The organism is Pseudomonas sp. LY-1, from assembly GCF_053502595.1.
In genome coordinates, this window is record NZ_CP094353.1 from 3,761,790 (window position 1) to 3,782,793 (window position 21,004).

Consider the following 21,004-nt stretch of genomic DNA (forward strand, 5'->3'; position numbering starts at 1 on the left):
TTATTCAACGCGTGTAACCTGCGGTTCAAGAGATGAGGAAAAGCCCGGGGTCTCACTGACCAGTGTTTCGATGAGCTGACGGCAAATGGCATGCACCTGGGCCTGCGGCAAGCCCGCATCGACCTCGACCACCCGCGCCCCGGGGAACGTCAAGGCCGCGGTGGCGGCCACCTTGCGCTCGATCAGGGCTAGGTCATGGTCGGGCTTGCGCGCCCAGGCCGTGTGGGCGTCCACATTGAGCCGGATGACCAGCGTGGGCGGTATCTGGGCCATCTCGATGTAGAGGTCGCGCTCACGCCGGGCCAGCAACGCGGTTAACCAACCAGTGGCATGGGCGGCCGACAAGCCAGGGCCATCGTTGAGCCCGGCGATCTGCGCCTGCGGGTAGCGGTCACAGATCACCAGCCGCCCGCTCTCGCGCACGTGCAGCATGTGCAGGAAACGACGCCAGCGCAGCCTGCCGAACAGGTAGATGACCGCAGCCGTGACAGGCCCGGGAATACGCTCGCCGGGCGTTCGAGCCCGACTGGCCTTGGCGGACAGATGCCGCTCCAGCATCGCGCCTATCCACGGCAACTGCCGAATCTTCAGCCCCAGCGCCCCGGAGCCCAGCCCCAGGTAGGCATATTGGCTATTGGCAATGACTGAGCATAGGTAGTGCGCCGTGGTGGTCTTCCCGGCACCGTCCGGGCCGATGATGGCGACCAACGGCGCCAGGCGCCGGAAGGCGCTACGGCTGGCCATTACACGGCGCGCTGGCGGGCCAGGCATGCGTTGATGGCATGCTTGGCCTGGTCGATGACGGTATCCAGGGGCTGGGTACTGTCCAGATCAATGATCGGACTGCCCTGGTATTCCAGCTGCGGCACCAACGCGATTTTGGTGGCCAACGACGCGTAGCGGTGGTCCGGTTTGCGCTTGTAGGCCGTTTCCAGATCGACATTGAGCCGAATCACCACGTCAGGGCGATAGCTCACCATGTAGCAGTACAGCAAGCGCTCGCAACGTGCCAGGCAGCGCACCAGCGCATTGCGATGCGGTACGCCACTGAGGCCCGGGCCATCGATCTTCATTTTGGCCACGGCAATTTGCGGAAAGCGATCGGCGATCACCGCAACACCCTGGCGTCGCAGCGACATCATCTTCTGATAGCGCCGCCAACGCCGTACGGACAGCAGAAAAATCGCGGCCGCCGCCAGGGTACTCGGCGCCTCGATGGAGGTTCGCGACGCTTCGCCTGGCGACACTGTTTTCGGCGAGTTTTTGGCAATCAGACGCTTGAGTACGCCCCCCACCATCGGCAAGCCCACCAGTTTCTCGCCCAAGGCCTTGGATTGGATGCCCAGATGGCAGCTTTCAACCTGTCCGGACTCGCGCATCCACGCCAGGATAGCGTCGGAAACAGTGGTCTTGCCCGCACCATCGCAGCCTACAAAGGCGATCACTGGTGCTAGTTCGTTCTCATGGTTCATCGACATCTCAGCGGCCTCCCGTGCCATGGCTCAGAGCGGGACGCGGCAGCGGCGCATGCCCACCTGTCACGACCTTGAATTTACCCTCGACCAACTCGACAACCTTGTCCGCCACCTCGATCAGGCGCGGACGGTGCGACACGGCGATAATGGTGATGTTCGGCGTCAACGCCTTGAGCGTGGCGCAGATGTCGGCTTCGGATTCGGCGTCCAGCGCACTGGTGGCCTCGTCCAGGATCAGCAGGCGGGGCCGGTGCGCGAGCGCGCGGGCGATAATGATCCGCTGGCGCTGACCACCGGACAGTTGGCCGCCCCGCTCCCCAACCCGCGTGTGCAGGCCGTAATCCAGGCCCTGCACGAATTCCCAGGCGCCGGCCTGACGCAACGCATGCTCGGCATCGGCTTCGGTCAATGACGGCTCACCGAGGGTGACGTTGGCCAGCACACTGTCGTGTAGCAGCAGGGTTTCCTGGGTCACGTAGCCAATCATCCGGCGCCAACTGCGCCGTTGCAGATCGCCCAACGCCCGGCCATCCACGCGGATGCTGCCGTCTTGAGCCACCAGCAAAGCGCACAGCAGGTCAAGAACCGTGGTTTTGCCGGTGCCCGACGGGCCAACCAGCGTTGTCATGGTGCCCACCTCGAAACTCACGCTGGCCTCGTCGAGGACGCGTCGACCGCCGTAGGTAAACGAAACCTGATCGAACACAATGTTCCGGGCCAACGTTGGCTGGAGGCTGCCGCCGGCGGGTTCGCGCTGGGCCTCGGCTTCTTCCACCGCCTCGCGCAGGGCCCAGAACGCGCTCTCCTGCCCGACCATGCGGTGATAGCGCTGCTGCGCCTTGTGCATCAGCCCAAGCACGCGCACGACCATGAATATCAGCACCATCACCGAGGACATCGGCAGCTTCCAGATCACCAGGCCGGCGTACAGACCGCCTGCGGCCAGCAGCGCCAGCAGCGGCTCCTGCAGGGCGCGCAGGGTCTCGCGGCTGGTGACTTCCTTTTCCATGGCAATGTTGAGCTCGGTCGCCTGGCTGCGCAGCAGCGAATCGGCGATGTCCTCGCGGGCCATCGCCTTCAGCGGTTTGACCGAACCCAGGGTGTCGCTCAGGTTGATCAGCAGTTCGCGCATCAGCCCGGTCTGGCTTTTGCCGGCCTTGCGCGAGGTTTTCACCAGGCCTCGCAAGGCCAGTAAAATGGTCAGGCCCAGGGCAATACACACCAGGGCGGCCTGCCAGGACACCACGAAGGCAATGATGGCGTAGGCAATGGCCTGAATCGTCAGGGCCACCATGTTGGCGGCGTGCTCGTAGGCCGTCGAGGCACGGAACGCCTCGGTGGCCACGGCGTTGGCCAGGGCCCCGCCCGGCTGACGCAGGTAATGCTCCCATCGGCTGCCCAGCGTGGCATTGATCAGGTCGACACGCAGGTCCGTGGCTACGTGTGCCACGGTGTAGCCCACCTGACGATTGGCCAGCAGAATCAGCAGGCTGGTCAAGGACATGCCGACCACGATGATAATCAACAATACGGTGATGGAAGGCTCCAGCCCTACACTGTGCAGCACGCTGGCAACATGGCCGGCCACCATGCTTGAGTGGCCGCTGTCACCCAGCATGACCGACACCAGGGGCAGCATGGTGGTCAGGCTCGCGCCCTCCACCACACCGGCGACCACCAGGCTGAGCAGCATCAAGATTGTGCGAAGGGGGTAGGATTTGCCGAATGCCAGGATGATTCTCATGCCACCGACTCCAGGATATCGCTGTCACGCAGGGCGGCGAAGGCCTCCACCATGACGTCGATTTCCTGTTCCGAATGGGCCGCGCTGACACTGCACCGCACCAGCGTGATGCCCGCAGGCGCGGCCGGCGGCAGCACCAGGTTCACATACACCCCGTGCTCGATCAACGCTCGCCAGAAGCGCACGCCCTGCTCCTTGGTGCCGATCATCACCGGCACCACCGGGCTGGCATGCGGGCCCACCTGGTAACCCAATGCTGCCAGGCCGTCATACAGGCGATGGGCGTTTTGCCACAGCTTTTCGCGCAACTCAGGGGCTTGTGCAATGGTCTGCAGCGCCGAACGCACGGAGGCAATGGCCGATGGCGACGGCGAGGCGGTGAAAATATAAGGACGACTGGCATAGCGCAGCACTTCCATGCCGCGGTCATTACCCACCGCGAAGCCGCCAATGGCCGCGAGGCTCTTGCTGAACGTCCCGAGGATGATATCGACGTCCTGCTCCACATCCAGCGCCTGGGCCAGGCCACGGCCAGTCGCGCCCATCACGCCGAAGGAGTGCGCCTCGTCCAGCAGCAGGTAACCACCCAGGCGGCGCTTGATCTCGACGATTTCCTGCAGCGGAGCCACGTCACCGAGCATGCTGTAGATGCCTTCGACGATGATCAGCGCATGCTTGGCCTGTTCGCCGAGGCGCACCATGCGTCGCTCAAGGTCCGCGGCGTCGTTGTGACGAAAACGGATGATCTGCGCCCCTCCCAGGGCGCATGCATCGTAGATACTGGCGTGGCAATCGGCATCGAGCAGCACCACGGCCTTGGGCGTCGCCAGGGCGCTGATGACGCCCAGGTTGGCGACATAACCGGTGGAGAAGACAATGGCGGATGGCCGCTCGAAGAACGCCGCCAACTCCTGCTCCAGTGCCACGTGCCCGCCGTAACTGCCGTTGGCCATGCGCGAACCGGTAGTGCCAGTGCCCTGCTCGACCAAGGCAGCCTGGGCGGCGGCAATGGCCTGAGGGTCAAACGTCAGGCCCAGGTAGTTGTTGGTACCGGCCAAAATGACGCGACGATTGCCGATGCGTCCCTGGGTGGCGCAATGGACCTCATCGATGCAGGTGCCAAAAGGGTTGAGGCCGTCGTCCTGGAACGCTTCGCGCTCCTGTGCCAGGCGGGAAAAACTGTCATACAACCCCATGATGCTCCTCCAGGTAGATCATCAGTGCGTCGGTGAGATCGGCGGGTGTGCTGACATCAATCAGGATATTGATTGGGATAGACAGGTCGAACTGGTCTTCCAGCATCATCAGCAAGTCCATGATCTTGATGGACTCAAGGCCCAGGTCTTCGATCAGGTTGCTGTGCAGGCCTACTGGCCGTTGCTTGTCGGCGGTCAAGCCGCTCAGGCATTCCAGGATGTAGTCGGTGACGACTTCGCGCTTCAACATAAAAAGAGTCTGATATCTGTATGAAAGTGGGATCAAAACAACCGTTCACGCAACGCGTGTTCAAGCTCAATGGCCGGGTACCAGCCCAGGTCCTTCGAGATAAGGCGGTTGCTGGATGACCAGTCGGGATGGATAAGCTCGTTGACCTTGCTCGGCGTCAGCATGGGCTCGCCACCTGCCAGGCGATGCCAGGCCAGGTTCAGGCGTGACAGCTGCAAGAGTAAGGCTGTGGGAACACCGATCAGACGCACCGGCCCGCCGCGTATCAGCGCCCCCATGGCGGCCAGTTGCTTCCAACCGTAGCCATCCTTGGCACCGTCATTGATTTCGTAGCGCACGGCATGAATGGCCTCCACGTCTAGCCAGCGCAGGGTGGCCTGGACCAGGTCTTCCACATGCAGAAAAGACAGCCGTGCATCGGCATGGCCAAGCCGGGGCAGCCAGCCACGCAGCAGTGCCGACAGTACCGGCTGCAATTCGCTGTCGCCTGGCCCATAGACGGCCGTAGGCCGGAAAATGCTGATGGGCATGTCGGCGGCCGCCTGGAGGGCAGCGACTTCGGCATCGAACTTGGACTCGGCGTACCACGACAGGTGCGGGTACCTGGCAGCCAGCGAAGAAAACAACAGGAAACGCTCGCAACCGGCAGCCTTGGCTGCCTGCACCAGGCGCCGGGTGCCCTCGACGTTACAGCGCTGAAACACTACGCGGCTGCGACCACGCACCTGGCCAGCACAATGGATGACTGCACTAGCGCCGCTGACCAGCCTGGCCAGCGATGCCTCATCTTCCAGCGACCCGCGCACCCACGTCACGGCGTCCAGGCTCGCCACCGATCGGCGGGTCAACGCACGCACGGCGATACCGCGCGCCAACAGGGCCTGCAGAATGCGCCGGCCGATAAAGCCGGTGGCCCCCGTGATTGCCACGGTCAAGCTCATCAGGCGATGGCCGCGGCAGGCAACGCAAGAGCGTCGAGCATGCTCAGGTAGCGACGTTTGGCCTCAGCACGTGCCGGTTTGCCGGATGAGGTACGCGGAATGCTTTGCGGCGGTACCAACTGAATGTCGACGCTGACGCCGAACTCACTCTGGATGCGCCCCGACAGCGAGCGGACCATTTGCTCGCGCGATGCGGGCGAGGCCACCCGGCACTGGATCTGCATCACCACCACTGACTCATCACCGCGCGACGTCACGAAGGCGATCGCATCGCCCGGCCGCACGCCAGGCTCGCCCTCGGCCACGTGCTCGATATCCTGAGGCCAGATGTTGCGCCCGCGAATGATAATGAGGTCTTTCTTGCGGCCGGTGACATGTAGATTGCCCTCGAACAAATAACCCAGGTCGCCGGTGCCCAGCCATTGGGAGGCCTGCAGTTGCGAGTCAGGGTCGCGGAAATAGCCACTCATCAGGCTGGGGCCGGCAATGAAGATCTGCCCCACCTCGCGCTCGCCGAGCACCTCACCCTGGGCGTTGCGAATTTCCAGCCGGTGCCCGGGCAGGACCGCCCCGCAGTTCACGAACGTGCTGACGGCACGTGTGCGTGACGTGGGCGGTACGGCCTTGCCGCTGTGCTCCAGTACATCGCGATCGATCACATCGGCCCGCAGGCCTTTGGGGGTGTCGGCAAAGCTGACCGCCAGGGTGCTTTCCGCCAGACCGAAGCACGGCATGAACGCCTCTGTCGCGAAACCTGTTGCCGCAAAACGTTCGGCAAATTGCGTCAGTGCCTCGAACGGGACCGGCTCTGCGCCCACACCAGCAACCCGCCAACTTCTCAGGTCAAGCTCGGCCAGGTCCTTGTCACTGCAACGCCGCAGGCACAGGTTGTAACCGAACGGTGGCGCCACGGACACCGTGCCACGATTGCGGCTGATCAGCTTCAACCATTGCAAGGGGCGCATGGCGAAGTCCTGCGTGCGCAGGTAGTCGACCGACAGTTGAGTGGCGACGGGTGTGAGGACGAACCCCACCAGGCCCATGTCGTGATAGAAAGGCAGCCATGAAACGCAGCGGTCGCCTTCGCGCAGCTTGATGCCGTCACGACTGATAACCTGCAAGTTGGCCATGACCGCGCGCTGGGTAATCACCACGCCTCGAGGAAAGCGGGTGCTGCCCGAGGTGTACTGAAGGTACGCCACATCGTCCGCGCCAGGTGCCTGCAATTCGACCTCGGCCTCTGGCAGCGCGTCGATGTCGACACCACTGAGCAAGGGCATCGGCGGCATATCGGCAGCGGCCTCTCGCACCAGCGGCAGCCATTCCTCGCCACCGCACACCGCAGCCGGGCTGCAACTGTTCAGCAACCCACGCAGCTTGTCCACGTAGGATGAATGCTGGCCAACCCCCATGGGAATGGGCAACGGCACGGGGATCAGCCCCGCGTATTGGCAGGCGAAGAACACTTCGACGAACGTGGCATTGGTGTCGGCGATCAGTGCCACCCGGTCGCCCCGCACCAGCCCCAAGCCGAGCAGGCGACGTGCGCCCATCAGGGCGCGCCGTTTCAGCATGCGGTACTCGAACGAGCTGACCAACTGACTGCGTCGGTCATAGAAGTTCATGCCGGTTTGACCGGTGGCGGCATAATCCAATGCCTCTACCAGACTTTCAAAGTCTGCGTGACGCATGGGTATGGAATGATTTGAGCTTGTTTCTGACATATACAGCACAGCCATTAGATGAGAACCTTCGGCCTGATCGCATGACGGCAAATCCACCCGCAACATTTCATTTGGCCGATGCATTTATCAGGTGACAATAAGATAGGAAACAGCGCATCTGCGCCGCAGCCAGCAAGCGATTGTTGCCTGCGCAGTGTTCAAATTCTGATTGAATCAAATTCGGCGCGAAGATTAACAGGAGTTGTTTTCTGAACGACTATTCATTTATCAGATACCCGTCATCTGAAACAGCGATGAAGATTTTATATACAAACTTAGTTAATAGCGGTTTCATTTACGCCGCATTTGCGGTGATCAACCGTGCGTTACGTTAGTTAAGTTAACACCCCCTCGAAGTTAGTTGGATTTAGGTCAGCCATGATTTCCATAGAACAGGTCAGCGACAAGGCTGGTTTAAAAGCCTTCATCTCCCTGCCCTCCCACTTGTACGCAGACGATCCCCACTGGGTCCAACCCCTGCATGTGGAACGTATCGAGCATCTGTCGGCGAAGAACCCGGCATCGGACCACATTCACTGGCAGGCCTGGATTGCGCGACGCGGCGGTGAAGTGGTGGGCCGCATTACCGCTCAGGTGGATTCACTGCATCGTGATCTGCACGGCATGGACACCGGCCATTTCGGCATGCTCGACGCCATCGATGACGAGGCAGTGTTCAGCCTGTTGACTCATACGGCGGAGACCTGGCTGCGCAAACAGGGCGCCCACCGAATCACCGGCCCGTTTGGCTTGAACATCAATCAGGAAAGCGGCCTGCTGGTCGACGGGTTCGATACACCGCCGTCGGCGCTGATGGAGCATGGCAAGCCCTACTACGCCGCGCGCCTGGAGCAGCAGGGCTACGCCAAGGGCATGGACCTGCTGGCTTACTGGATGCGACGCACCGACCTGTCCTTCACCCCGGCGCTGACATCACTGATGGACTGCATGCGCGGTAGAGTCACCATCCGGCAGCTTGACCGCAAGCATTTCGCACGGGAAATGCAGGTACTACGCGCCGTGTTCAACGATGCCTGGCAGAAAAACTGGGGGTTTGTACCGTTCACCGAACGTGAGTTCGACGAGATGGGCGCGCAACTGAAATTCCTGGTGCCCGAAGACATGATCTATATCGCCGAGGTCGACGGTGAGCCCTGTGCCTTCATCGTTGCCCTGCCCAACATCAACGAAGCCATCGCCGACCTGGATGGGCGCCTGCTGCCATTGGGCTGGGCCAAATTATTGTGGCGTCTGAAAGTCAGTGGCGTACGCACCGCGCGGGTACCGCTGATGGGTGTGCGACAGCAGTACCAGTTCAGCCGAATGGGGCCGATCATCGCACTGTTGCTGATCGAAGCCTTGAAGGCGCCGTTCGAGAAACGTGACATCGAAGCACTGGAAATGTCCTGGATCCTGGAAACCAACACCGGTATGCGGACGATTCTGGATCGCATCGGTGCCGCCCCCTACAAACGGTATCGCCTGTATGAAAAAGCAATTTGAACCACCGCGTTTCGACGCGCTGGTGCTGGGTGCGGATCGCCATGGCCATGACCCGGTGGCTGCGCTGGGCTCGGCGGGTTGCAAGGCGCTGACGCCAATCGCAGGGGTGCCGATGCTGCACCGTGTGCTGGGCGCTTTGCACGACAGCGCCCAGGTTGGCCGGGTAACGTTGATCGGGCCTTCGCTGGCGCTGCTGGAGAAGGACCTCCATGTACGGTCGATGATCCTCAGCGAGCAGTTGAGCTTTCTGCAACCCCAGGCAACCCCGGCTGCAAGCGTCGCCCATGGCCTGGCCAGGCGACAACACTGGCCATTGTTGGTGACGACCGCCGACCATGCCTTGCTGCGCGGCGACATGGTCGACTACTTCCTCACCCAGGCAGCCGCCCTGGATTGTGACGTGGCGGTTGCCGTGACGCCCCTGGAGACAGTGCTGCAACGATTCCCTGGCACGGCCAGAACGGCCATCCGGCTCAAGGGTGGCCCGTATTGCGGCAGCAACCTGTTCGCCTTCCTCACCCCACAGGGTGCCAAGGTGGCGCAGTACTGGCGTGGCATGGAAGAAGCGCGCAAGCGTCCCCGACAAGTTGTGGCCCGTGCGCTTGGCCCGCTGGCTACCGTGCGCTACCTGCTGGGCGAACTGTCCCTCAAGCATGCGCTGAACCAGCTTTCCCGGGTGCTCGGCGCACGCGTGGGCGCTGTGGTCATGCCCTTCCCGGAAGCGGCGGTGGATGTGGATTCAGCCAACGACTTCGCGCTAGTGGAACGCACCCTGCGCGAGATGGCCAAGGACCACGGGCGCCCTGCGGCCTGACCGACTCACCCGCTTCATTCCCCTTTTTACTGTGCACGGCTGATGCCGCGTTGAAGGCTTGCGGTACATGCTTACGATCGAGCGCTACATCATTTCCGAAGTACGCCGTCCTGTGACGATGATGGTTGGCTTCCTGACCTTTGTTTTCGCCAGTTACTCGGCCGAACGCTACCTGACGGAGGCCGCCAACGGCACCCTGGCGCTGGGGGTGGTCCTCGACATCGTTTTCTACAAAGTGCTGATCGCGCTGGAGATGCTGCTGCCCGTCGGGCTGTATGCCTCGGTGGCCATCGCGCTGGGTCGGCTATACAACGACTCGGAAATCACCGCCATCCTGGCGTCCGGTGCCAGCCCGTTGCGTATCTACCGGGCCATTCTGATCATCGCCACACCGCTGGCCCTGGCGGTGGCTGCGCTGTCGTTCTACGGCCGGCCCTGGGCCTATACGCAAACCTATCAACTGGAACAGCAATCGCGCTCCGACCTCGACGTCAGTCACCTGCAGGCCCAACGCTTCAACCTCAACGATGACAACGGCCGGATGATCCTGGCCCAGCACATCGACCCGGACACCAACCAGCTCACCGACGCGCTGATCTACGACCCGACCGAAGGCAAAAGCCGCGTGCTGCGCGCCAACGTGGCGACCATTACCGATCCCGACCCCACGACGCCGGCGCTGACCCTGCAACAGGGCACCAGTTATACGCTGGAGCATCGCGGCAGCAAGGACAGCACACTGAATTACAAAGCGTTGCTGCTACACCTCAAGCCGGTGGAACCGACCGATGAGTCAAAGCGCAAATCCACCCCCAGCGCGACGCTGGCCATGTCGGCCATGCCCCAGGACAAAGCCGAACTGCAATGGCGTGAAAGCCGCGGCCTGAATGCCATTCTCATGGCCCTGCTGGCCGTGCCGCTGAGCCGGACCGCACCACGCAAAGGCCGGTTCTCAACCCTGCTGCCGATCGCGATCCTGTTTACGGTGATCTTCTATGCCGGCAACCTGTGCCGCACCCTGGTAGCCAATACCGCCCTGCCCCTGATCCCGGGCCTGTGGCTGGTCCCCCTGCTGATGCTGGTTGGTCTGGGGGCCTTGATGGCTCGTGACCTGCGGCTGCTGCCGAGGTTTTCGCGATGAGCCTTTGGGGTCGCTACCTGGTCAGGAACGTGTTCGTGGGTTTCGGTGCTGCCGCTGCACTGCTGATTCCGTTGTTCACGACTTTTGATCTGATCAGCGAACTCGACAATGTCAGCGCTGGCGGCTACCGCTGGACCCAGGCGGTGGCGGTGGTGCTGATGACGCTGCCCCGTCGCCTGATCGACCTGGGGCCCTTCATCGCCCTGTTGGGCGGCATCGTCGGCCTCGGCCAACTGGCGGTCAGCCAGGAGCTCACGGCCCTGCGCGCCGCTGGTGTGTCCATCGTGCGTATTGCCCTGGCGGCCGTCACCGCAGGCGTGCTGCTGACCGCCAGCCTGGCAGCACTGGATGAATGGGTGGCCTCACCGTTGCAGCAACGCGGCCTGCAGATGCGCAACGCCGCCATCACCAGTTCCGATGAGGCAGTCAATGCCAAGGGGACGCTGTGGGCCAGGCGCGGCAATGAAATCGCCAGGATCGACAGCGTGGCCGCGCACAACCGGCCCATGGGCATCGAGATATTCCACTACAACCCGGACAACACCCTGGTCAGTTACATTCACGCCGACAATGCCAGCGTATCCCAGGACGGCAGCTGGACACTCAACCAAGTCAACTTCAAGCAATGGAGCAACGGCGAAGAAACGGTCCGCGAGTTGGATAGCCTGCAATGGACGTCGATCTTTTCCAGTATTCATCTCAAGGAACTGACCCTGCCCAGCGACAGTTTTTCCATCAAGCAGTTGAGCCGCTACATCCACTTTCTCAAGGCCACCGATCAACCGGTCGATCAGTACAGCATCGCCCTGTGGCAGAAGTTCGGCCGGCCGATCCTGACGCTGGCGATGATCCTGCTGGCGGTACCCTTCACCTTCGTGCAACAGCGCGACCCCGGGATGGGCAGCCGCCTGGCGGTGGGCGCTGTCGTCGGTCTGCTGACCTATGTGGGTAATCAGATCATCGTCAACCTGGGGCTGCTGTTTGCCCTGAATCCGCTGTTGACCACCTTGTTGCCACCGCTGTTTATTCTGGGCGCGGCATTGATGCTGGTCTATCGCTTCGACCGAAACGCCTAGGCAACGTCATGAACATCAACCCACCTTCAATTGCTAAGCCACGATGCATCGGCGTTTTGATCAACCCCCTCAGCGGCCGCGTCCGTCGCCAGCAGGCACGCATGTGCCGCCTGATCCATAGATTGCCCCGCGCCCGCGTCGCGCAGGTGCGCACCCCGGCCGAGGTCGAGACTGCCATCGCCAGCTGGGCGCTGATGGAAAACGACTTGTTGGTCGTAGTGGGCGGGGATGGCACGCTGCAGGCGGCGCTCACCAGCCTGCTGCAAACCCCGGGGGCGAAAGTCCCCAAGGTGTTCATCGTCCCCGCAGGCACCACCAACATGAGTGCCAATGCCATCGGGTTGCGTGGCAGCCCACTCAGGGCAATCAAGGCACTGACGCGCTGGCTGACCCATGACGACCACACCGCGCGGGAGAAACCCACGGCCGTACTGCAAGTGTCTGACTCGCACACCCGGCGAGCACAATGCGGCCTGTTCTTTGGCGCGGGTTCAATCGTCACCGGCGTTCGCTATTTTCATGAACGGGTTCGCCCCACCGGCCTCAAGGGGCTGGCAGGGCCATTGACCGCCTTCGTGCGTATGCTGCTGGCGTTGTTTTCCCGCACGGCCAGCCATCTGCTGCCGACCGTCAACGCCCCTATCACGGTGAACGGCACGACACGCGAGGCGCCATGGCTGCTGGTATTGGCCACCACCCTCGACAAATTGCTGCTGGGCAGCACGCCATTTTGGGGCGCCGAGCACCAGCCCATGCGCCTGACCGCCATTGCCCAGGCCCCTGCCCGCCTGTGCCGGGCCTTGCCCGCCGTACTGCGCGGGCGACCCAGCGCGGCCATGCGCCAGGATCCGGGCTACCTGAGCCACAACGCCCAGCACGCCAGCATTGACCACCTGCACGAATACCTACTGGACGGCGAGATATTCCCGGTGACCGGAACACTGGAAATCAAGGCCAGCCCGCCCGTGCGCTTCATCACCTTGTAAGGACATTCCATGATCGAGATTGAACGGGACCCGGCGACACTCCCCCTGTTCGAGTTGGTGAGCCGTGAACTGGCGCGCCCGGTGGACCAAGACCTGCACGCACTGACTGAAGCGCTGATGGCGCGGTTCGGCGCAGGCATCTCGGCGATCCTGTTCTACGGTTCTTGCCTGCGCACACGCACCACCGATGAGGGGTTGATCGACCTGTACGTCCTGGTGGATAACTACCAGGACATCCACACCTCCCGGCTCAGTCAATGGGCCAACGCCCTGCTGCCGCCCACGGTGTTTCTGTTCACGGCCACTGATACCGCCGGCAAAACCCTGCGCGCCAAGTGCGCCATTCTTTCGGTGAGCGACTTTGAACAAGGCACCCATAGCTGGTTTCAAAGCTACCTGTGGGCGCGTTTTGCCCAGCCTAGCCGCCTGGTGTTCAGCCGCACGCCCGCCATCCAACGGCGCGTGGAGCGAGCGGTGTGCCGCGCGGCCTTGCGCATGATCAGCGAAACGGTCTCCCTGCAAGCTCCCTTGTTCAACAGCGACACGTTCTGGACCCGCGCTTTGAGCTTTACCTACGGCAGCGAACTGCGGCCCGAAAGCAGCAACCGCCCGGCACTGATTACCCAGCAGAATCAAGGCTACCTCGCCGCCCTCCTGGTCGCGGCCGCCCAGGTCGATGGCGTTGGCTTTGCCGGGTCGATGACCGACGAGCTGTATATCAACCACAGCACCGCTGAACAGCAGCGACGGCAGGCGCGGCACTGGCGGACCCGGCGCATTCAGGGCCGGGCATTGAACCTGGTGCGCCTGATCAAATCGCTGTTTACCGTCAAGGGCGCAGTGGATTACGCCATCTGGAAACTGGAGCGCCATTGGGGCGAGCCGATCAAACAGCCGGAACGGTTGCGCCGCTATCCGCTGGTGTTCTGCTGGCCGCTGCTGTGGAAGCTGTTGAAACAACGACCTCATACATGAAACCGACAGGATATTTCCCATGAGCACCAGGAAGACGGCTTTGACCCCCAAGAAAAAACGCAAACATCGTCCCAGCGTCGCCATCGGCCTGTGGATCATCAAACGCCTTGAAAATCTGATACGGCGCAGCTCTACGGTGGGTAACACGCCGTTCTTTGACCCGGCCATCTTCGCCTGGACCCGGGAGCTGGAATCCCGGTCGGCGGTGATTCGCGCCGAGCTCGATGCCGTGCTGCGCAACAGCGATGCCATTCCCAGTTTTCAGCAGATATCCAAAGACCAGGCCAGACTGACCCAGGACGACCGCTGGAAGACATTCTTCCTCTACGGCTATGGCTACAAGATCGACGGCAATTGCGCCCAGTGCCCACAAACGACCCAGGCCATCGAGGCCATCCCGGGCATGTACACCGCGTTTTTCTCGATTCTCAGCCCCGGCAAGCACATTCCGCCCCACCGCGGGCCTTACAACGGATTGCTGCGGGTGCATCTGGGGTTGATCATCCCGCAACAGGCCGAACAGTGTCGTATAGAGGTGGGTGATGAGGTCCACCATTGGCAGCAGGACAGTTGCCTGGTATTCGACGACACTTACAAGCATCAGGTCTGGAACGACACTGACGAGCGGCGCGTGGTGCTGTTCCTGGATGTGCAGCGGCCCCTGACATTACCAGGCCGCTTGCTGAACCGGGTGGTGCTCAAGCTGATCCAGTGGTCGCCGTTCATACAGGACGCGCGCAGGAATCAGCAGAACTGGGATCGCGGGATCCTCAACCAGTAAATCATCGCCAATCAGGCTCCGGGGCCCCCCGACGCCTGATTGGCGCGGTATCACGGCTTGCAATCAGGCTTGAGGGTGTCGAATCGCGACGCATCAACCAAGCCCAGGTGCGCAAGCACATCACGCCCCAGCTTGACCGGCGAACCACCTTTGCTGTGGGTTTTCAGCATAAGGTCCTCGGCGTATACCTTGTCACCCAGGCACAGCGACATCCGCACCAACTGATGCTGAGTGCTGCCAAAGGCGCTTTTGGTTTTTTCGGTGCGCAGTACTTTCCTCTCCAGCGTCAAATCGGTCGTGCCCGTCAATGCGTGCATCACCGGTACACTGAAACGCGCCCAATTCTCGCCATTTTTCTGGAATAGAACGAGGTCATGAACTTCAATGGAAGACTTCGGCGAAGTGGGACTAAGTTCGACCTCCACACTCCCTTGCTCAGGTTGAATCAGTGCCTTTTCCTGCCAACCGAAAACGGCGGCCTGGGTCAATTGCGGAATAATCAATGCCAACATAAAGCTGCTTAAAACTGTGGTATAGCGACGCATTATTTCACCCGGCGCAAATAGTAATTTCAGATAATGCAACAATAAAGCCCAATAACAGGCGCGCTGTGTTCAGCGCACTTTATCATCCGCTCTTATTTTACAAAATTAAATTATACCTAGCGCTAAAATATACACGCACTGCGGTAAATTATTAACTTATTCGAAATACACTCTTTCACTTCGTTACATAGCTACTTCCATCGGCTGGCTGTTAACGTCATGCGCCCCAGGCAAAGCCTCAAGCGCCAGACCTACATGGCGACAAGGGCCCCTGACAATGCCTACCGTGATGAGGAAACTATGGAACCCGGCAGCTACCAACTGAGCATGAGCGTGCTCATGACCCCCGACAAAGCCAACTTCTCCGGCAACGTGCATGGCGGCGCGTTGTTGAAAATGCTCGACGAAGTGGCGTTCGCCTGCGCCAAGCGCTATGCAGGCCGTTACGTGGTCACCCTTTCGGTTGACCAGGTGATTTTCAAGGAGCCGATCCACGTCGGCGAACTGGTCACCTTCCTGGCGTCAGTCAACTACACCGGACGCACTTCGCTCGAGATCGGCGTGAAGGTCATGACCGAGAATATCCATGAGCGTACCGTGCGCCACACCAACAGTTGCTACTTCACCATGGTCGCCGTCGACGCCGCTGGGCGCCCCAGCCCCGTGCGCCCCTTGCTGCCTGACACGCTGACCGAGCGCCGTCGCTACGCCCAGGGCCAGTTACGCAGGCAACAGCGTCAGGAACTGCAGGCTCGCTACGACGAGATACGCGAACTGGGCACGCCCCGTTAGGCCCTTCGCTCACCCGCAACCCTGCCCGGAACACCAAGGATCAACTATGAAAATATCGCTCCTGAGTCGGAGCGGCCCCGAGATCCTCCAGTCCATGCTGGAAGGTGATGAAGAACACGCAGCGCTCCATCGTCTAACAGCGGGTTAAAACAAGGCGGGTTCCACCGTGCGGCCGAGGGCTGGTCATCGTGCCCGGCACACCAGGTGGCCACCGCGCCTATCAAAACTTTCGACGTGATGCCCATCGGCGCCCAAGGCAAGTCCTTGAGGCGCTTGGTGATCGCCGCCGCCACGGCGTAGAAAAAGGCCGAAGCCATGGCCAGGCAGACGCCGATCAAGTACTCGGCGCCGGTGGCCTGTCCACTGCCCTTGGCGGACACGATCAGCATCAGCCCGGCGAAGTTCGGTTGTCTCAGCCTCACCCGACGGGATGCGTACTGGCTGTATGAGCAGATCCTGCCGCTGTACCGCTTCGCCACACCGTCGCCACTGCCGCGGGTGCTCGGCCTGCCGAGCCCGGACGACGACCCGTATCGCGGCTTCAGCTGGGCCACAAGCCTGCCCTCGGCCCTGGTCGAGCTGAACTTGCAGGACATCTTCGGCAACCAGACCGGCGCCAACCCCGCCGGCCAGGGCCAGGTCAGCCTGCCCAGCGGCTATACCGATCCATTGCTGGGCGTCGGCGACTGGCCGGCGCAGGTCAGTGCCTGGGCGGTCAGCGTCAGCGATGCCCAGGTGACCCTGAGCATCAGCCTGGAGGCGCGCCCGGCCACGGTGATGCCGTCGCCAAGCCAGCCCGGCGATGCAGCCGCGCAAACCGCCGAGCGCCAGGCCGAAGCCTACGCCAAGGCCTACTACCAACTCGGCCAGCCGCTGAGCGCGGCGGTGGAAACCAGCCTCGACATCAGCGCCGCCCACGGTATCGACCAGCAACCGCTGTGGCGCTTCGCCGCCGCGTCCCAGGCCTTCAGCGCCAGCGCATCACGCCTGGGTGCCGCCCGTGCCCCGGCCAATGCCACCCTCGCCTCGCTGGCCGAGGACTACAGCCTGCGCTACGCGGAAATGGCCCTGGCCAACGCGCAAGTACCAATGCAGGCCCTGTTCGGTGTCGGTGCTCTGCTGAAGGTACCGGCCTATGCGCTGTTCGCCGAAAACGACACGGCGCAGAGCATCGCCGCTATCACCCGCCCCAGCGGCTGGCCGAGCATCACTGCCGAGGCGTTGCTTGCTGCCCGCGAGAACGGCGAGCTGCCGCTGCGCAGCGGCGCGGTACTCAAGGTGTCGCCTGCACTGACCCGCAATACCGCCGAAGGCAGCGCCAACCTGGCGACCCTGGCCAATCTCCTCGGCACCCTGCCGGGGTTGCTGGCCGGGGATAACGCCAGCCTGACCATCCTCACCCCGGGCATCACCTTCTCGGTCGCGGTGTCCGAGGCCGAGCAGGTGTCGGTCACGGTGACCGAGGCCGATGCACCGGCGCCGATCCGCTCGCTGGCGCAGGTCTGCACCGCCTTCGCCGCCCTCGGGGTGAATATCAGCGTCACCGACCTGGGCCAGAGCCATCAGGCGCTGCCGGCGATCTTCCAGGCCAACCAGCTGATTTCCAGCACGGTCTGGGTCGCGGGCAACGACGACAGCCTGGGGCACAACGGCAGCGGTCTGGACCAGGCAGCCCTGGCGGCGCTGAATACCCGCTCGGTCAATCTGTTCGAGATGGGCACGCTGTTGTATCTGGGCGACTTCAACGCCGGTGCGGGGATCAGCGCCGACGGCGCACAGACGCTGCACCAGTTCGCCGATGCCCACGCCTGCCCGGCGGAACTGCTGCTGGGTGCCAACCCGGATCTCGCGGTGCCGGCGGACGGCGCCTTCGCCCTGCCAGGCCGGGTGAGCTGGCCGAGCGACGCGGCACAGGTGCGGGTGCCCTACACGATCCAGGGCGGCGACAGCCTCGACACCATCGCCCCGCGTTTCGCCCAGAACACCCTGGACCTGGCCACGGCCAACCTGGAGATGCCAGTGGTCGTGGCCGGTGGCGTGACCCTGAGCATCCGCGTCGGCGGCCAGTCCTACAGCCTGACCACCGCCGCCAGCGGGCAAAGCCTGGCCGTCACCCTGAGCCAGCTGCAACAACTGGCGCCTGCGGCGACCCTGGCGGATCTGCTGGCAAGCATGGGCGACGATAGCCAGGCGCTGAACCCGGGCGCCCTGCTGATCTGCGCCCCTGCGCAATTCGCCAGCGCCACCGCACCATCGGCGATTGCCGGGCTGCTGGGGGTCAGCGCCGGAGCCTTCGCCCTGGCCAACGTCGGTACGCCAAACCTGATCGCCAGCGGTATCCGCCTGGATGCCCCGCAAGGCCAGGCCAGCGTGGTCACCCAGGCCAACGACTGCCTGAACAGCCTGATCGTGCGCTTCGCCGAAGCCGGGGTGCAGGTCAATGCCCAGGAAATCGTCGAAACCCCGGCGAACGCCGACAAACCGTTGTTCGCCGCCGCGGCACCGGCCCTGGTACCGCCAAGCGGGATGCGTATCCGCCTGCCGATCGGTGCCAGCGGGCCTTATCCGGGGCCGGCCTTCCCGCTCAATGTGAGCCTGACCCTGAGCCGGCCGACGGCGCTGATCAACCCGGACTTCGCCGCCGATAACAGCGCAGGCGTGTCGCGCAGCAGCAGCCCGATCCCGGCGCCGCTAGTACCTGCGGCCGAAGACCAGGGCGGCGGCCTGGCCTTCAATGCCTTTATCGCCGCCATGCGTGCGGCCCTGCCCGACCTGCGTATCGCCACCGGCCGCGCCCTGGAGGACAGCCGCGATCTGTGGGCGGTGAACTTCGGCGACACCGGGATCCGCTCCCTGAGCATCGCCGGGGCCACCACGGTGCCCGGTGCTCCGGGTCCGCAGCCACGCTTCTTTGCCCTGACCCCGCTGTACAAGAGCCTGGTCAGTCGCCAGGGCGTCGGCCTCAACGTTTTGCTGCCCGACGGCACGCTGTCGCAAGCCAGCAGCCAGCACGACTTCCAGGGCATCGACGTGGAGCCCTGGGCCGGGCGTTTCCTCTCGGACATGGACCGCATCCTCGGCGCCAGCAACGTCGCCGCGCTGTACCGTACCCCGGATACCCGTCAGACCCTCAGCGACCTGGTGGCGGTCAAGCGCCAACTGGCCGGAGCTATTCCCGAGGGGCTGGAGCCGGTCCTGGCAATCAGCGACCCGGATGCCGTCGCCGGCCAGGCGGCTGCGGCCACCACCCTGCAACAGCAACTGGGCGTCAACCTGTCCCGGGCCTGGAGTGCCTCGACCCTGGTGCAACTGAACCGCGAGGTCGCGTCGGCCTGGCAAGACCCGCACAGTGCATTGCTGCCAGCGGACATGTACGGCGGCATCGAAGTCACCAGCGGCGGCGAGGAACGCTCCTGGAGCATGAGCGCAGGCAAGTGCTGGCTGACTGACTTCTCGCCGTTCATCACCCTGCTGCTGACCGAGTCCGATCCCGCCAGCCACCGCACGGTCACCGCCAACATGGCCTTCGGCATCACCGACCTGGAGCGCAATATCACCAGCGCCGGCCTGCCCGACGGCTATGCTGCGTCGCAATGGCTGACCTTCGTCCCGCCGCTGAGCGGCAGCGACCTTCCAGCGGCGTTGAGCGTCGACCTGGGTGAAGTCTCGGTGCCGATTGCGCTGCGGGATTTCCCGGCGCTGCCGGTGATCGTCGAGCAACGCGCCAGTGCCACCGCGCTGAACGCCGAACTGCGCCAGCGCCTGCGCAGCGGCCGCGCCCTCAGTACCCTGCGCGCAGACAGCGAGGTCAGCCTCGCCAGCCTGGCGCTGTGGGACCACCGCTTCACCTACTCCCACGAGCATGCCGAGCAGGACGACGTCAGCCTGACCCTGAGCTACAACCTGCGCCCCGACCCGATGATGCGATTGGCCGTCAGCGACGTGGATCTGTTCGTCGAGTTGGCGCGCTATATCGCCGTGGCCGATGGTCTCTGGGACATCCTCGGCGACCTGCCGCAAAGCGGCGCCCTGACACCGGTGCAGAGCAATGCAGCCAATACGCTGCGCGATCTGGCCCGTGCGGTCGCCGACAGCTGGAACGTGCGCCTGGTCGACAGCCGCCCGGATGCGCGCCTGCAGGCCCCGGACACCGATCAGTTCAGCTTCCAGGCGCGGGTCACCGACCGGGGTGGGCCGCAGACCAGTCGCGAAGTCGCCAGTCTCGGCTTGACGGCACTGAGCGCTGGCGTCGGTCCCGACGGGCAATGGCCGCAGGTCTGGGCATTGACCGCAGCGGGCTTGATGGTGCAATTGGAGCGCACAAGCGTCTCGGCCAGCGAGTCCCGTTACGAGGTGGCGCCGGGTGTCCATGTCCCGGCGTCGTGGCCGACCTTCAGCCTGGTCTTCGCGGGGCTCAACGTCGCCCGCTGGCAGAACGCGACGGGCTCGATCCTGGTCCAGCGCAACCAGAAACTGCTGGGTGCCGACGGGCCCTCGACCAATCCGGCGTTCGTGTTCCAGACCGACCGGGTCGAAGCCGCCAGCGTGGCCACCCCACTCAATGCCTGGGACCAGCGCGTGCCGCTGGCGACTGCCCCTACCACGATCAGCGCAGCCCTGCAGGCGGCCTTCGACAGCCTGTTCGGCGACGCTGCGGAAAATGGCGGGCTACGCATCACCGTCGGGGTGGCCTATGCCTACGAGCTGGCCACCGACCCACTCGAACCGAACCATGGATTGGTCGGGGAAACGCCGGTGTACCTGTATCCCAACCAGACGCTCGACAGCAGTACGGCGGGCAATCTGCAAACGGCGGTGGATACCTGGCGCGAGCAAGCCAATCCGCAGCGGGATGGCGGGGAATGGGTGTTTTCGTTGACCCTGTATTCGTCGCTGGTGGAGGACCGGCGACCGTTGCTGGTGATCGGAAATATGTATCTGCCGATGCTGCTGGAGCAACGTTGACGCCGCTCAGAGGATGATGTGCGGTGTGACGGCTGCACATCCGAGGGGGCTCTCACCGTCCTGCCGTTTGTCAGCCTTACCCCCTGCCGACTTGGC

17 protein-coding genes are annotated in these 21,004 nt (G+C 63.2%); 9 read left to right on the top strand and 8 right to left on the bottom strand.

The window, feature by feature from the left end; all coding sequences use genetic code 11:
* The 7 genes from MOQ67_RS17115 to MOQ67_RS17145 are packed head-to-tail and all read right to left on the bottom strand — an operon-like array spanning position 1 to position 7,396.
* Positions 1-744 carry a hypothetical protein gene (locus MOQ67_RS17115; protein ID WP_017845649.1) on the bottom strand — a complete coding sequence of 248 codons (744 nt, stop codon included), beginning with the start codon at positions 742-744 and terminating at the stop codon, positions 1-3.
* Positions 744-1,478, bottom strand: coding sequence for a hypothetical protein (locus MOQ67_RS17120; protein WP_026139859.1), 735 nt, complete (start codon positions 1,476-1,478; stop codon positions 744-746). Before MOQ67_RS17120 ends, MOQ67_RS17115 begins: the two co-directional genes overlap by 1 nt.
* A 1-nt stretch (position 1,479) precedes the next feature.
* Positions 1,480-3,219 carry an ABC transporter ATP-binding protein gene (locus MOQ67_RS17125; protein ID WP_017845647.1) on the bottom strand — a complete coding sequence of 580 codons (1,740 nt, stop codon included), beginning with the start codon at positions 3,217-3,219 and terminating at the stop codon, positions 1,480-1,482.
* Complete coding sequence (spt, locus tag MOQ67_RS17130) at positions 3,216-4,415, bottom strand: serine palmitoyltransferase (RefSeq protein WP_017845646.1); 1,200 nt, start codon at positions 4,413-4,415, stop codon at positions 3,216-3,218. Before spt ends, MOQ67_RS17125 begins: the two co-directional genes overlap by 4 nt.
* Positions 4,402-4,665 (bottom strand): acyl carrier protein, encoded by a 264-nt coding sequence (locus tag MOQ67_RS17135; RefSeq protein WP_017845645.1) that lies wholly within the window; start codon positions 4,663-4,665, stop codon positions 4,402-4,404. The genes spt and MOQ67_RS17135 overlap by 14 nt, the downstream gene beginning before the upstream one ends.
* A gap of 32 nt (positions 4,666-4,697) precedes the next feature.
* Entirely contained in the window at positions 4,698-5,606 is a 909-nt protein-coding gene (locus MOQ67_RS17140; protein WP_017845644.1) for an NAD-dependent epimerase/dehydratase family protein, read from the bottom strand.
* A complete protein-coding gene (locus MOQ67_RS17145; protein WP_307847414.1) occupies positions 5,606-7,396 on the bottom strand; it encodes a fatty acyl-AMP ligase in 1,791 nt (596 codons plus the stop codon). Before MOQ67_RS17145 ends, MOQ67_RS17140 begins: the two co-directional genes overlap by 1 nt.
* Before the next feature lie 312 nt (positions 7,397-7,708).
* Here MOQ67_RS17145 and MOQ67_RS17150 point away from each other — a divergent pair, with 312 nt between their 5' ends.
* From MOQ67_RS17150 to MOQ67_RS17180, 7 genes are all read left to right on the top strand, one after another.
* Positions 7,709-8,833 (top strand): hypothetical protein, encoded by a 1,125-nt coding sequence (locus MOQ67_RS17150; protein WP_017845642.1) that lies wholly within the window; start codon positions 7,709-7,711, stop codon positions 8,831-8,833.
* Positions 8,817-9,647, top strand: coding sequence for a nucleotidyltransferase family protein (locus MOQ67_RS17155; protein WP_046383321.1), 831 nt, complete (start codon positions 8,817-8,819; stop codon positions 9,645-9,647). Before MOQ67_RS17150 ends, MOQ67_RS17155 begins: the two co-directional genes overlap by 17 nt.
* A gap of 67 nt (positions 9,648-9,714) precedes the next feature.
* Entirely contained in the window at positions 9,715-10,788 is a 1,074-nt protein-coding gene (gene lptF, locus MOQ67_RS17160) for an LPS export ABC transporter permease LptF (RefSeq protein ID WP_017845640.1), read from the top strand.
* Positions 10,785-11,864, top strand: coding sequence for an LPS export ABC transporter permease LptG (gene lptG, locus MOQ67_RS17165; protein ID WP_046484133.1), 1,080 nt, complete (start codon positions 10,785-10,787; stop codon positions 11,862-11,864). The genes lptF and lptG overlap by 4 nt, the downstream gene beginning before the upstream one ends.
* A gap of 56 nt (positions 11,865-11,920) precedes the next feature.
* On the top strand, positions 11,921-12,850 hold the full coding sequence (locus MOQ67_RS17170) for a diacylglycerol/lipid kinase family protein (protein WP_158243610.1): 930 nt from the start codon (positions 11,921-11,923) through the stop codon (positions 12,848-12,850).
* 9 nt (positions 12,851-12,859) lie between these two features.
* Positions 12,860-13,825 carry a hypothetical protein gene (locus MOQ67_RS17175; protein ID WP_198717557.1) on the top strand — a complete coding sequence of 322 codons (966 nt, stop codon included), beginning with the start codon at positions 12,860-12,862 and terminating at the stop codon, positions 13,823-13,825.
* Between the two features lie 19 nt (positions 13,826-13,844).
* Positions 13,845-14,606, top strand: coding sequence for an aspartyl/asparaginyl beta-hydroxylase domain-containing protein (locus MOQ67_RS17180; protein WP_017845636.1), 762 nt, complete (start codon positions 13,845-13,847; stop codon positions 14,604-14,606).
* A gap of 50 nt (positions 14,607-14,656) precedes the next feature.
* Here the strand turns inward: MOQ67_RS17180 and MOQ67_RS17185 are convergent, their stop codons facing one another.
* Positions 14,657-15,151 (bottom strand): putative ATP-dependent zinc protease, encoded by a 495-nt coding sequence (locus tag MOQ67_RS17185; protein ID WP_026139856.1) that lies wholly within the window; start codon positions 15,149-15,151, stop codon positions 14,657-14,659.
* Positions 15,152-15,451: 300 nt separating this feature from the next.
* On the opposite strand from MOQ67_RS17185, the gene MOQ67_RS17190 reads away from it, so the two are divergent.
* Together MOQ67_RS17190 and MOQ67_RS17195 are read left to right on the top strand one after the other, a co-directional pair.
* Entirely contained in the window at positions 15,452-15,943 is a 492-nt protein-coding gene (locus MOQ67_RS17190; protein ID WP_017845634.1) for an acyl-CoA thioesterase, read from the top strand.
* A gap of 315 nt (positions 15,944-16,258) precedes the next feature.
* On the top strand, positions 16,259-20,908 hold the full coding sequence (locus MOQ67_RS17195) for a hypothetical protein (protein WP_232925419.1): 4,650 nt from the start codon (positions 16,259-16,261) through the stop codon (positions 20,906-20,908).
* Positions 20,909-21,004 lie beyond the last annotated feature (96 nt).

Excerpts from the sequence above, each read along its gene's own strand:
- MOQ67_RS17140 (WP_017845644.1), bottom strand. The coding sequence starts at position 5,606 with ATGAGCTTGACCGTGGCAATCACGGGGGCCACCGGCTTTATCGGCCGG.
- MOQ67_RS17135 (WP_017845645.1), bottom strand. The coding sequence starts at position 4,665 with ATGTTGAAGCGCGAAGTCGTCACCGACTACATCCTGGAATGCCTGAGC.
- MOQ67_RS17155 (WP_046383321.1), top strand. The coding sequence starts at position 8,817 with ATGAAAAAGCAATTTGAACCACCGCGTTTCGACGCGCTGGTGCTGGGT.
- spt (WP_017845646.1), bottom strand. The coding sequence starts at position 4,415 with ATGGGGTTGTATGACAGTTTTTCCCGCCTGGCACAGGAGCGCGAAGCG.
- MOQ67_RS17125 (WP_017845647.1), bottom strand. The coding sequence starts at position 3,219 with ATGAGAATCATCCTGGCATTCGGCAAATCCTACCCCCTTCGCACAATC.
- MOQ67_RS17145 (WP_307847414.1), bottom strand. The coding sequence starts at position 7,396 with ATGTTGCGGGTGGATTTGCCGTCATGCGATCAGGCCGAAGGTTCTCAT.
- MOQ67_RS17195 (WP_232925419.1), top strand. The coding sequence starts at position 16,259 with ATGGCCAGGCAGACGCCGATCAAGTACTCGGCGCCGGTGGCCTGTCCA.
- lptF (WP_017845640.1), top strand. The coding sequence starts at position 9,715 with ATGCTTACGATCGAGCGCTACATCATTTCCGAAGTACGCCGTCCTGTG.
- MOQ67_RS17180 (WP_017845636.1), top strand. The coding sequence starts at position 13,845 with ATGAGCACCAGGAAGACGGCTTTGACCCCCAAGAAAAAACGCAAACAT.
- MOQ67_RS17150 (WP_017845642.1), top strand. The coding sequence starts at position 7,709 with ATGATTTCCATAGAACAGGTCAGCGACAAGGCTGGTTTAAAAGCCTTC.
- MOQ67_RS17115 (WP_017845649.1), bottom strand. The coding sequence starts at position 744 with ATGGCCAGCCGTAGCGCCTTCCGGCGCCTGGCGCCGTTGGTCGCCATC.
- MOQ67_RS17190 (WP_017845634.1), top strand. The coding sequence starts at position 15,452 with ATGGAACCCGGCAGCTACCAACTGAGCATGAGCGTGCTCATGACCCCC.
- MOQ67_RS17185 (WP_026139856.1), bottom strand. The coding sequence starts at position 15,151 with ATGCGTCGCTATACCACAGTTTTAAGCAGCTTTATGTTGGCATTGATT.
- lptG (WP_046484133.1), top strand. The coding sequence starts at position 10,785 with ATGAGCCTTTGGGGTCGCTACCTGGTCAGGAACGTGTTCGTGGGTTTC.
- MOQ67_RS17175 (WP_198717557.1), top strand. The coding sequence starts at position 12,860 with ATGATCGAGATTGAACGGGACCCGGCGACACTCCCCCTGTTCGAGTTG.
- MOQ67_RS17120 (WP_026139859.1), bottom strand. The coding sequence starts at position 1,478 with ATGTCGATGAACCATGAGAACGAACTAGCACCAGTGATCGCCTTTGTA.